This is a genomic window from Aeromonas sp. FDAARGOS 1419 (genome assembly GCF_019047045.1).
Classification (GTDB): Bacteria; Pseudomonadota; Gammaproteobacteria; order Enterobacterales; family Aeromonadaceae; genus Aeromonas; species Aeromonas veronii.
Genome location: NZ_CP077209.1, coordinates 1,853,127 through 1,865,545, shown reverse-complemented (window position 1 = coordinate 1,865,545; position 12,419 = coordinate 1,853,127). Strand labels below are relative to the sequence as shown.

The 12,419-nt window shown below is 56.8% G+C and carries 9 protein-coding genes and 1 riboswitch; of the genes, 7 read left to right on the top strand and 2 right to left on the bottom strand.

What is annotated here, in order from left to right; all coding sequences use genetic code 11:
* Positions 1–2 precede the first annotated feature (2 nt).
* From flgG to mgtE, 7 genes are all read left to right on the top strand, one after another.
* Positions 3–791, top strand: coding sequence for a flagellar basal-body rod protein FlgG (gene flgG / locus I6L49_RS08280; RefSeq protein WP_005334158.1), 789 nt, complete (start codon positions 3–5; stop codon positions 789–791).
* A gap of 14 nt (positions 792–805) precedes the next feature.
* Positions 806–1,477: a flagellar basal body L-ring protein FlgH gene (flgH, locus tag I6L49_RS08275; RefSeq protein ID WP_204382953.1), complete on the top strand. Its 672-nt coding sequence runs from the start codon at positions 806–808 to the stop codon at positions 1,475–1,477.
* A gap of 8 nt (positions 1,478–1,485) precedes the next feature.
* Positions 1,486–2,583, top strand: a complete 1,098-nt coding sequence (locus I6L49_RS08270) for a flagellar basal body P-ring protein FlgI (RefSeq protein WP_216951176.1) — start codon at positions 1,486–1,488, stop codon at positions 2,581–2,583.
* A gap of 43 nt (positions 2,584–2,626) precedes the next feature.
* Positions 2,627–3,700 carry a flagellar assembly peptidoglycan hydrolase FlgJ gene (gene flgJ / locus I6L49_RS08265; RefSeq protein ID WP_216951174.1) on the top strand — a complete coding sequence of 358 codons (1,074 nt, stop codon included), beginning with the start codon at positions 2,627–2,629 and terminating at the stop codon, positions 3,698–3,700.
* A gap of 3 nt (positions 3,701–3,703) precedes the next feature.
* Positions 3,704–5,707: a flagellar basal body rod C-terminal domain-containing protein gene (locus I6L49_RS08260; RefSeq protein WP_216951172.1), complete on the top strand. Its 2,004-nt coding sequence runs from the start codon at positions 3,704–3,706 to the stop codon at positions 5,705–5,707.
* Positions 5,708–5,711: 4 nt separating this feature from the next.
* Positions 5,712–6,917, top strand: a complete 1,206-nt coding sequence (gene flgL / locus I6L49_RS08255; RefSeq protein WP_216951169.1) for a flagellar hook-associated protein FlgL — start codon at positions 5,712–5,714, stop codon at positions 6,915–6,917.
* A 183-nt stretch (positions 6,918–7,100) separates the two neighbouring features.
* Positions 7,101–7,270, top strand: a riboswitch (M-box (ykoK) riboswitch).
* 122 nt (positions 7,271–7,392) lie between these two features.
* Positions 7,393–8,736, top strand: coding sequence for a magnesium transporter (mgtE, locus tag I6L49_RS08250; RefSeq protein ID WP_164537144.1), 1,344 nt, complete (start codon positions 7,393–7,395; stop codon positions 8,734–8,736).
* A gap of 60 nt (positions 8,737–8,796) precedes the next feature.
* Here the strand turns inward: mgtE and ppx are convergent, their stop codons facing one another.
* Entirely contained in the window at positions 8,797–10,287 is a 1,491-nt protein-coding gene (gene ppx, locus I6L49_RS08245; RefSeq protein WP_139444045.1) for an exopolyphosphatase, read from the bottom strand.
* Positions 10,277–12,346, bottom strand: coding sequence for a polyphosphate kinase 1 (ppk1, locus tag I6L49_RS08240; protein WP_005350671.1), 2,070 nt, complete (start codon positions 12,344–12,346; stop codon positions 10,277–10,279). The genes ppx and ppk1 overlap by 11 nt, the downstream gene beginning before the upstream one ends.
* Positions 12,347–12,419: the final 73 nt, after the last annotated feature.

Below are 12,419 nucleotides of genomic sequence, written 5' to 3'. Positions count from 1 at the left end.
CTATGAATCCCGCACTCTGGATCAGCAAGACCGGGTTGGATGCACAGCAGACCAATATTTCGGTCACTTCGAACAACCTGGCGAACGCCAGCACCGTGGGCTTTAAAAAGTCACGGGCCATCTTTGAAGATCTGCTGTATCAAAACATCAACCAGCCCGGTGGCCGCTCCTCTGCCGATACCGAGCTCCCCTCCGGCCTGATGCTGGGGGCGGGTGCCAAGGTGGTGGCGACCCAGAAAAACCACAGCCAGGGCAACGTGCAAACCACCGACAACTCGCTGGACCTGATGATCAGTGGTCGTGGTTACTTTGAAATTCAGCTGCCGGATGGTAGTGCGGCCTATACCCGCAACGGTCAGTTCACCCTCAACGATGAAGGGACCATAGTGACCCCGGGTAATGGCTACCCGCTGCAACCGGAAATCCAGATCCCGGAAAACGCCCAGAGCGTTACGGTGGGTGAAGATGGTCAGGTCTCGGTGCAGCTCAAGGGCGATGGCGCTTCTCAGGTCGTCGGTCAGATCAACATCTCCGACTTCGTCAACGCCAGCGGCTTGCAGCCGATGGGGGAGAACATGTTTGTCGAGACCCAATCCAGTGGTGCTGCCGCTCAGGGGACTGCCGGTGCCGATGGCTTGGGGGTGATCAAGCAGGGGATGCTGGAGACTTCCAACGTCAACGTGACCGAAGAACTGGTGAACCTCATTCAGGCTCAGCGGGTCTACGAGATGAACTCCAAGGTGCTCTCCGCCGTGGACGGCATGATGTCCTTCCTGATCCAGCGTACCTAATTAGGAGGTGCATGATGAAAGCCTTATGGATGCTGGGATTGTTGGTGCTGGGAGGGTGTAGCAGCACTCCCAATACGCCCAAGCCTGATGATCCCGAGTTTTCCCCCGTCTACGGGGAGTCGGAGCCGGTGTCGGTGCGACCGACAGGGGCGATTTTCCAGCCGGATCAGGTCAATGGCATCTATTCGGATATCAAGGCACACAAGGTAGGTGACATCATTACCATCGAGTTGTCGGAGTCGACCTCTGCCTCGAAAAAGGCCAATACCCAGAGTGGCAAGAATAACAAGTTCAATCTGGACCCGGTCAAGTTGGGTGGCGTGCCAGTCACCGCCAGCCCCTATGATCTCTCAGCCTCCATTGCTCAAGACAGCGCGTTCAAGGGCCAGGCCAAGGCGGATCAGAGCAACAGCCTGCAGGGCAATATTTCGGTCAGCGTGGCCAAGGTACTGCCCAACGGCAATCTGGTGGTGCGCGGTGAGAAGTGGATCATGCTCAACAATGGCAATGAATATATCCGGATCACCGGCCTTATTCGCCCGGAGGACGTGACGTCTGATAACAGCGTTTCGTCCCAGAAAGTGGCCAATGCCCGCATTTACTACGGTGGTACCGGCGATCTGGCCAATAGCCAGGAGCAAGGGTGGCTTACCAGCTTTTTCAATGGTCCCTGGTGGCCGCTCTAGGAGATGTTATGAAGTCACTCCGTCTTGTCACTCTGCTTTGCTGTCTGCTGCCCTTGGGTGTGGCCAATGCGGCCCGGATCAAGGACATCAGCTCGGTTGAAGGGGTGCGTAACAACCAGCTGATTGGTTACGGTCTGGTGGTGGGGTTGCCCGGTACTGGCGAGAAGAACAACGCCTTCACCGAGCAGACCTTCCGTACCATGCTCAACAATTTTGGCATCAAGGTGCCGGATAACATCAAGCCCAAGATCAAGGATGTGGCACCGGTGGCGATCCATGCCGACCTGCCCCCCTTCTCCAAGCCGGGCCAGACCATCGACGTGACGGTATCTGCCATTGGCGAGGCCAAGAGCCTGCGGGGCGGCACCCTGTTGCAAAGCTTCCTGAAAGGACTCGATGGCCGGGTTTATGCGGTTGCCCAGGGCAGTCTGGTGGTTGGTGGTCTGGGGGCCGAGGGGGCTGATGGTTCCAAGGTAGTGATCAATACCCCGACCGTCGGGCGGATTGCCAACGGTGCGACCGTGGAGCGGGAGGTGCCCAACTCTTTCAGTCAGGGGGACACCATCACCTTCAACCTTAACCGCCCCGACTTTACTACGGCGCGCCGTCTGGCCGATGTGGTCAACGATCTGGTGGGGCCCAATACCGCTCAGGCGCTCGATGCTACTTCGATCAAGGTCTATGCCCCGCGGGATCCGGGTCAGCGCGTCTCCTATCTCGCCACCATCGAGAACCTAGAGGTGGATCCGGCCAATGAGGCGGCCAAGATCATCGTCAACTCCCGCACTGGCACCATAGTGATAGGCAGTCAGGTCAAGCTCAAACCGGCGGCCATCAGCCATGGCGGGTTGACGGTGACTATCGCCGAAAACCAGCAGGTCTCCCAGCCCAACCCGTTGGCGGGAGGAGAGACGACGGTGACCAACAACTCGGCCATCAATGTCCAGCAGGAGCCGGGGCGAATGTTCAAATTTGATACCGGTGCGACCCTGGACGATCTGGTCCGGGCGGTCAATCAGGTCGGGGTCGCCCCCGGTGATTTGATGGCCATCCTTGAGGCGCTGCAGCAGGCAGGCGCCATCGAGGGGCAACTGGTCATATTGTAACAAGCGGCAAGTGGTTGCCACGGGTGGCAATGAGGTAAGCAAAATGGCGGAGTTTGACAGCAACAGCGGCATGAATCTCGGGATGGTACAGGACATCAAGAACCTGGATCGTCTGCGCCAGATGAGCCAAAGCAAAGAGGGACAGGCCGAAGCGCTCAAGAGTGCGTCACGCCAGTTCGAGTCAATCTTTACCCAGATGCTGTTTCAGAGCATGCGTCAGGCCAACGGGGTGTTGACTCAGGACAACCCGATGAACAGCAGCTATACCCAGTTCTATGAAGGGATGCTGGATGAGCAGCGGATTGCTGACATGTCCAGCAAGGGGGGACTGGGATTGGCTGATATGGTGGCCAAGCAGCTCTCTCCCGAGACCTTTACCCATCAGGATGGACGGGTGCTCAAGATGCCGCAGCGCACCCAACGGACCTACAAACCCTATCAGCCACCGACGGCGGCTGCCGATGATTTGATCGCGGCATCAAAAGTTGGCAAAGATTTTGCTGAAAAAGAGATGACCGAGGGGGTCAAGGAGAGCCACGCACTCACTATGCCCCGTCGACCGCACCGCAGCATTCCGCCCATGGGGCGCATGGCCAGCGAAGAGGGCAGTGCCACCGGTAGTGGGGGCAAAGAGTTCGATACACCGGAAGAGTTCGTCAATCGCCTGATGCCGCTGGCCAAGAAAGCGGCCGACAAGCTGGGGTTAAGCCCGGCGGTACTGGTCGCTCAGGCGGCACTGGAGAGCGGTTGGGGCAAGCGGGTGATCAAGGATGGCGAGGGGCAGGTGACCCATAACCTGTTTGGCATCAAGGCCGATCCACGCTGGGAAGGGCCAAAGGCTGTGGTCAGCACGCTCGAGTATGAGCAAGGCGTTGCCTCACGCCAGAAAGCGGCATTTCGCTCCTATGAGTCGTTTGAAGAGAGCTTCAACGACTACGTGGACTTCCTCACTTCCGGCTCTCGCTACAAGGGCGCCCTGGCGAAGGTGGATAGTCCCGATCGCTACTTTGAGGCGCTGCAACAGGCGGGTTATGCCACCGACCCGCACTACGCCAGAAAATTGAAACAGGTATTGCGCAGTGATGCCATTGCCCAATACAACGAGATGGAGCTGTAACGTATGGCAAGCGACCTGCTTGGGATTGGTTCATCGGGCGTGCTGGCACAGCAACGCCTGCTGCAGACCACCAGTAACAACATAGTGAACGTCAATAGCCAGGGCTATGTGCGTGAGCGTACGCTGGTGTATACCAATACCATCGGTCTGGGGACCGGTGACATCAAGACCGAGCGGGTGATCAACGACTATATGCAGGGGGAGGTGCGCCGTGATACCTCTGCCTATCATGCCTCCCTGACCCATTATGAACAGCTGGCTGGCGTTGACAGCTTGCTTGGGGATACCAGCAACAGCGTGGGGGCGGCCATCACCTCCTACTTCAAGTCATTTCACTCTGCCAATGAATCGCCTGCCGAGATCGGTGGGCGCAAGGTGGTGATGACGGAGTTGAGTGGCATGGTCAACCGTTTTCATACCCTCTCGGCGCAGCTCGACAAGCAGAGCGATACCCTCAACACCCGCATTGAAGATGAAACCAAGCAGGTCAACAGCCTGCTCACCAGCATCAATGATCTTAATCAGGCCATCATCCGCACCCAGGGGTCACCCGAAGAGAACCTGATGCTGTTTGATCAACGGGATGAGGCGATCCGCCAGCTGTCGGAGAAGATGGATATTCGCACCGTAGCCCAACCCAACGGCAGCATGCTGGTCAATATGAGCACCGGCCATTCGCTGATCCTCGATGGGGGCGTCGCCCAGTTCAAGGTGATTGCAGGAGATCCTGACTCCCGGGATCAGGAGCTGCAGCTGACCCTGGGGGCGAACAAGGCAACCATTGATCATGATACGTTTGGTGGTGCCATGGGGGGGCTGTTCAAGGCGCGTACCGACCTTGAGCCGACCAAGCGCGAACTGGGACAGCTGGCCGTGGCGATGGCCGATGCGATGAACCAGCAGAACCGCCTCGGGATGGATCTGGATAACGAGATTGGCGGCGATATCTTCACTCTGCCTACCAGCAAGGGCTTACCCTACGGCAATAACACGGGGACGGTCGGGGCGAATGTCAGCTTCGTGCCGGGCAAGGGGACATCAGTGACCCCGTTTGATTACGAAGTGCAATTTAGCAGCGCTACCGGTTATGAGGTGTTCTCGCTGGACAAGTCTGGCAATCGTACCTTGATCACTGCGGGGGCTACCCCACCAACAACCTTTGAGCTGACTGGGCACGGGATCTCGATCGATCTCACCGGCACGCCGGCTGCGGGTGACAAACTGTTGCTGCAACCGACCAAAAGTGCGGCCGCCGGTCTGGGTCAGCTGATCACCCGACCGGAAGATTTGGCCCTGGCTTCTCCGCTTAAAGCGGAAAAGACCACCAATAATGGCGGCGGGGCTGATATCAAACTGGGTGGCGTATTCAATACCGGTGCTGGGTCAGGTTTTGGTACCAATAGTCTGAGCCCGACAGCGCCCCAAGTGGTCAAAATTGATGCCAGTGGTAACTATCAGGTTTTCCAAGCCGATGGTACTACCTTGATAGGCACGGCCCCTGCGAGCAGCAAAGGGCAAAACCTGATGTCTGCGATCGTCAACCCTTTCCCCGCCGGAGCCGCAGTCTATGCCAACCCGAAACAGGCCCCCGGCTACGAGTTCAGCATCACCGGCACGGTGGATGCCGGTGACAGCTTCAAGCTCAGTTACAATAGCAATGGCTTTGCCGATAACAGCAATGGCCTGGTTCTGGCCGAGCTGCAAAACAAGGATCTGGTGCGCAAGAGCACCAATGGCGGGACGACCAACGACAAGATGACCTTCAATCAGGCCTATTCCGGGTTGGTGATGGAAGTGGGTAACAATACCAGTCAGGCAAAAACGCTGCTCAAGGCCAATGAGTCCAAGCTTATCCAGAGCACCGGCATCTTTGAAAGCGTGTCAGGGGTCAATCTGGAGGAGGAAGCTGCCAATCTGATCCGCTTCCAGCAATCCTATGCGGCATCGGCGCAAATCGTCAGCACGGCCAAAACCATTTTCGATACACTGCTCTCTTCCGTGAGGTAACGTCATGCGCATCACCACCAACATGATCTACGACCGGAATTTATATTCCCTCAACAGTGCCAACGAGCGGTTGAATACTGCCTATCAACAACTGCAAACCGGCAATAAATTTCAGACAGCTGGAGAAGATCCCGCAGGGATGAGTCAGAAGATGGCACTGACCAAGGAGATTGACCTGTTCAAGCAGTACAGTGTCAATGGCAGCTTGCTGGAAAACAGCCTGGGGCATGAAGAGACAGTATTGGATTCTCTTAATACGGCGATGCTCAGTGCCCAGACCCTGATCCAGAAGTCAAATAATGGCGCTATCAGCATGGATGATCGCAAGGCCATCGCCAGCGAGCTTGAAGGGTTGCAGCAGCAGATGTTCGACCTGATGAATAGCAAAAACTCATCGGGTGAATTTATATTTGGTGGCAATCAGAGCAAGACCCAGCCATATATAAAAGACGTCAACGGAAAATATATTTATCAGGGTGATCCAGGTCAGCGAAATATTCAGGTCTCACCCACAGTACAAATCGCTGCCAATGATTCCGGGCAGGATCTGTTTGAAATCGTGGCGACCAGAAGAACCGCCAGTGCAACCACCGCAAATATCAAGGTCGGGATAGGCGATCAGGGTAACTTTGATAATTTCTATAAGTCCAATTATAACTCGGCACTGCCCAGCAACACTTATACCGTCTCAACCACCATAGGTCCGCCTGATACTTATGATATCAAGGATGCCGGTGGTACTACCCTGCAAACGGGTAACTACACTGCTGGCACCAAGATCCCTTTCAATGGGTTGGAATTGACTGTCAGCTCGCCAGTGGGCAATACAGAGCAGTTTGATCTTAATCCACCTAAGAATGACAACATATTGAATGGTATGTCGGATTTTATTACGGCTCTGCGAGATCCGGCTATTTCTGCCGAGACCTTCGAGCAGAAAATTGCCGATGCCACCGTTCATATGAAAAATGCCCGCCTGAATATTGACCATGGGTTGGGTGAGTTGGGCGGCCGGATGAACAGCCTGGAACAGGCTATGGGCTCCAATGAGGGATTGAGTACCCTCAACGCCGAGGCGAGAGCCAAGGTGTCGGAAGCGGATCTCTATGAAGTGATTTCCGCTCTGTCAAAAGAGGATGCGGCATTGAGTGCCTCGCAACTCTCTTTCAGCAAAATAAGCCGTCTGACGCTATTTGATTATATTCGCTAATTAAAGAAGGGGCCCTTTGGGGCCTTTTCTTTTATCACGGTTCTGTAAATTGGTTCCGTGTCATCTCCTGCCAATTGTAACAAGCTGTTGCCGTTGCCCATTTAATGGGAGCTGCGGGGTTGACCTCCCTGCGGGATTGGATAATCATGCCGCCCGCACAACAGAGGGTTGTGCGAATTATTTGCAGCATCTCGTTAGGCGAGGCTCCTGTATAAACACAGGCCACTGATCTCACGACGTCCAGAGACGCCCAAGATCAGGACAGTTTTCATCGGATTAAGGTGTAAACCCAAGTGGCTTCCGGCATGCCGGATACGTTATACAGTGCTAAAGCTGGTACGTGGGGATGATGACACGCCGAACGGCGTCATTTCCTGCCTATTACTCGTCAATCAAATTGCTGTTTTCTTGTCGTTGCCTCCGGCTATTTACGGAGGCATTCAGGCTCGCCTGAAATCACATGAGGATATCTGTGATGAAGAAAACACATACCATTCTTAACCGTCACCAACTGCTCGATCTGGCCGCCCTGCAGGGTTGGCTGGAACATAATCTGGATCCGGTTCAGCGCGCCGATCAACTGCTGACCCTCCGTCCGGAAGAGCTCAACTGCATCTTTGATACCCTGCCAATCCCGCAAGGGGCCGAACTGCTCGGCTCACTCTCGGCCGAGAGTGCCGGGCGCCTGTTGCAGCGGCTCCATGGCAGCATCGTCAGCGTGTTGCAGGAGGCCATTCCCCGCCGTGATATGGTCGCCATCCTGCGCAAACTGGGTCGTCAGGATCGCACCATGTTGCTGGCTCGCTTCCCGACCCAGGCGCAGGCCATGTATTACTCCCTGCTGGATTGGCCCACCGAGTCGGTGGGGGCCAACATGCGCCACGAATATCTGGCGGTGCGGGAGGAGGACACGGTCGGTCACGCCAAACAGCTGATCCACGATGCCTGGGACAATGCCCAGCTGTTTCGCCATATCTATGTGGTCAACGGGGATGGTCGTCTGCAAGGGAGCCTCTCCCTCAAGACCTTGCTGATCGCTGACCCGCTGGCCAGCGTCGCGACTCTGATGGATCGGGAGACGGTGCGGATCAATGCCCGTGCGGATCAGGAGCTGGCAGCGCGCCTGCTCATCGACCGCGACCTGTCGGTATTGCCGGTCGAGGATCAGGGGCGACTGGTCGGTATTTTCCACGTCGATGATGCGGCGGATATTCTGGAGCTCGAATCCACCGAGGATGCCGAGATGCAGGGTGGCTCCTCGCCACTCGATACTCCTTATCTGCAGGCGACCCCCTGGCAGCTGTGGCGCAAACGGGTGGGCTGGCTGCTTATCCTGTTTGTGGCGGAAGCTTACACCGGCACCGTGTTGCGGGCATTCGAGGAGCAGCTGGAGGCGGCCATTGCGCTGGCCTTCTTCATTCCGCTCCTGATCGGTACTGGCGGTAACAGCGGCACCCAGATCACCACCACCATAGTACGTGCCATGGCGGTCGGGGAGGTGAGCCTGCGCAATCTCGGCACAGTGCTGAAAAAGGAGCTCTCCACCGGTCTGCTCATCTCGGGGGCCATTGCCATGGCGGCCTGGGTGCGGGCATGGAGCCTTGGCGTCGGTCCACAGATTGGCATGGTGGTGACCTTTACCATCATCGCTATCGTGCTCTGGAGTGCCACAGTCGCGTCCATTATTCCCATGGTGCTGCGCCGTTTCCGCATCGATCCGGCGGTGGTCTCTGCGCCATTCATCGCGACGCTGGTGGATGGTACCGGCCTTATCATCTACTTCGAGATGGCCAAGTGGTTGTTGCCTGAGTTGCAATAATCGGGAGATTGAGATGAAAAAGGCAGCCATTGGGCTGCCTTTTGCATTTATCGCTCCGGTTTAGCCGAGCTGGAACAACAGTGGCCAGCCCTGCTCCTGGCAATAACGATGCTCCTTCTCCAGATTCTGCATCAGGAGACGGTTCTCCTCGCACCAGTCGATCGGCAGGGTCACGACCAGCTGATCCCCTTGCACTGCGACTTTCCACTCGGGCAGCAGGTTGTCCTGCCGCTTGTGGTGAGCGGCGACTGCGAGGCGCAGGATGCGGATGCAGCGCAGCACCGTCTGCATGTCGTGGTTGGGCAGGGGAGGCAGCTCGGAGAGCTTGAGCCCCTTGCGCTGAAAGCGTACCAGCGCGGCCAGCAGTGCCTGATCGTCCTGGTTGAAGCCGGGCAGGTCGGTGTGTTGCAGGATATAGGCTGAGTGGCGGTGAATGCCGCTGTAGTTGATGGCAAGGCCAATTTCGTGCAGCCGCGCCGCCCAGCCGAGGATGGCGCGATAGGGCTCTATCTCCATCTGCCAGGGCTCTTGCAGGGCATCAAACAGCGTCAGCACGCTCTGCTCCACCCGGGCTGCTTGTTTGCGGTCCATCCGGTAGTGGGTACCGAGCGCCTGTGCCGTCCGTTCGCGAATATCGTGGTGCTGCAAGCGCTCCTCGAATTCATAAAGCAACCCTTCGCGCAGAGCACCGTCGGAGTAGTCGAGCCGCTCGATGGGCAGCGAGGTAAACAGGCCAAGCAGGATGGCGACCGCAGCGGCAAACACCTCCTGACGCTCCTCGGTAAGCCCTACCAGTTTGAGGTTATCCACTCGCTTGCGCTCAATCATCAGCGCCTTGAGCCGCTCCAGCCCCTCCAGCGTAATGCTGCCGTCAGTCAGCCCTTCGCCTTGCAGTACATCCCGTACCGTACGAATGGAGCCTGAGCTGCCAAGGCAGCTCTGCCAGCCCAGCTTGCGGTATTGGTTGACGATGGGGGCGAGCTGGTGCTGCGCCTCCAGCACGGCATTGGTGAAGTGCTTGTCGCTCAGCTTGCCGCTGGCGAAGAAGCTTTGGGTAAAGCTGACGCAGCCCATCTTGCGACTGGTGAGGGCCTTGTGTTCAAACCCTTCACCGATGATGAGTTCGGTGCTGCCGCCGCCGATATCGATGACCAGTACCTGACCCTCGATATGCTGGGTATGGGCAACCCCCTGATAGATGAGCCGTGCTTCTTCCTGCCCGCTGATGATCTCGATGGGGTGGTTGAGCACCTTGGCTGCTTCACTCACAAATTCGCGGGCGTTGCTGGCGCGGCGCAGGGTATAGGTACCTGCAATGCGGATCTGATCCGGTTTGATATTGGTGAGGCGCTCGGCAAACAGCGACAGACAGGCGAGGCCGCGTTCCATCGCCTCCGGGCTCATTCGTTTCTGCTCATCCATTCCTTCCGCCAGGCGCACCCGCTCCTTGATGCGATCGACGATGCGAAAACGCCCTTCGCTCAGATGGGCGATCACCATATGAAAACTGTTGGAGCCGAGATCCACGGCGGCATAGAGACTATTGTCCATTGTTTGACTCGATACGTTTGAGATAGTCGTAAATCGCCACCTGAGAGCGGATCTTGCGGCGGTTGCCCCGCTTCACATATTCGTTCTGCTGGTCGGCATCAATGACCCGCGCCTTGCAGGTATCACTCAGTTGTAGTTCGAGAATGTCCATGATGCGCTGCTTGAGCCGCTCATCATAAATGGGGGTGCCCACCTCAATACGGCCGTCGATATTGCGGCTCATCCAGTCGGCGCTGGAGATATAGAGCTGGGGGTTGCCCTTGTTGTGGAACACCATCACCCGCGGGTGCTCGAGGAAGCGGTCGATGATGCTGATCACCTTGATGTTGTCACTGAGGCCCGGTACGCCCGGACGCAGGGCGCACATGCCACGGATGATCATCTGGATCGGCACTCCCGCCTGGCCGGCGGCATAGAGGCGGTTGATGAGATCCTTGTCCACCAGATTGTTGATCTTGAGGATGATACCGCTCGGCTGGCCCGCCTTGGCGTTGGAGAGCTCGTTGTCGATGAGGCGATAGAGCTGACGGCGGCTGTTGATGGGGGAGACCAGCAGGTGGTTGAATTTGTAACGCTTATAGGGGTACTCGATGTATTCAAACACCCCTTCCACTTCGGCGGTGATATCCGGATTGCGGGTCAGCAGCGAGAAGTCGGTGTAGATCTTGGCGGTCTTCTCGTTGAAGTTGCCGGTGCCGATATGGGCGTAGCGCACCGCCTCGCCATTTTCGTGGCGGGTGATGAGGCAGAGCTTGGAGTGGATCTTGAGGCTCGGCACCCCGAACACCACCTTGACCCCGGCATCGGTAAGGATATTGGCCCAGTCGATGTTGGCCGCTTCGTCGAAACGGGCGCGCAGCTCGACCACCACGGTCACCTTCTTGCCGTTGTTGGCGGCATCGATAAGGGAGTGGATGATCCGCGACTTCTTGGCGACCCGGTAGATATTGATGCGAATGGCGCTCACCGCCGGATCGAACGCCGCCTGGCGCACCAGCTCAGTGAAGTGGTGGAACTTGTGATACGGGTAGTAGAGCAGGATATCCTGCTTGGTAATCGCATCGAAGGCGTTGACGAAGCCGTCAAAATCGCGGCAATCGAGGGCCGGCAACTTGGGGTTTTCCAGATAGTCACGGCCCACGTTGGGGAAGCCAATGAAATCCTTGAAGTTGTGATAGCGCCCGCCCGGCATGATGGCGTCGTAGGAGCTGATCTGCAGCTTGAGCTTGAGGAAGCTTATCATGGCAGCGGGCATCTCCCGCTCGTAGACGAAGCGCACCGGCATGGCGGTGAGGCGCTGCTTCAAGCCGTCACTCATCTTGTCCACCAGGCTCAAGTCCAGCTGGTCGGAGAGATCATATTCGGCATCCCGGGTCAGCTTCACCGCATAGGCGGCAATCTCGTCGTAGTCGAAGAAGCCCTTGAAGATCTCGTCGAGACAGAAGCGGATGACGTTATCCAGAATGATGATCTGCTTCTTGCGGCGGGTCCCTTCCGGTGGCAGCTGGAAGAAGCGGGGCAGGTCGTCGGTCGGCACTTCCACCAGGGCGTACTGGATCACCTGACCGTTCTTCTTCATCTCGATGGCCAGATAGGTGTACTCATCCTTGAGGAATTTGACCGGATTGACCTCTTTGTTGAGCAGGATCGGGATTATGTGACGCAGCACCTTCTCCTTGAAGAAGACCCGCAGCCACTTCTGAATGGCATCGGAGAGCTGGTTCTCGTTGACCAGGAAGATGTTGTGGCGAGCCAGCGCAATCAACAGTTCCTTATAGGTGTTGTCGAACGCTTCACCGAGCGCCATCACTTTTTGCTGGATGGCGCGCAGCAGCACTTTCGCTTCATCGTCGCCACCATGTACTTCATTGATGAGGATGCGGCGCTTGACGTCCGATACCCGTACCTTGAAGAACTCATCCTGGTTGGAGGAGAAGATCCCCAGAAAACGAACCCGCTCGATGAGGGGCACCGTCTTGTCCATTGCCTCTTGCAACACCCGTTCATTGAATGAGAGCCAGCTCAGCTCTTTCTCTTCATACTGCTTGTCGGTGCTCATCTTGTGCCTCTGTTTCAGGTCGCGTCTGCGCGGCAGTTATGGCGTTAATATATGACAAATAAATGACAGTATT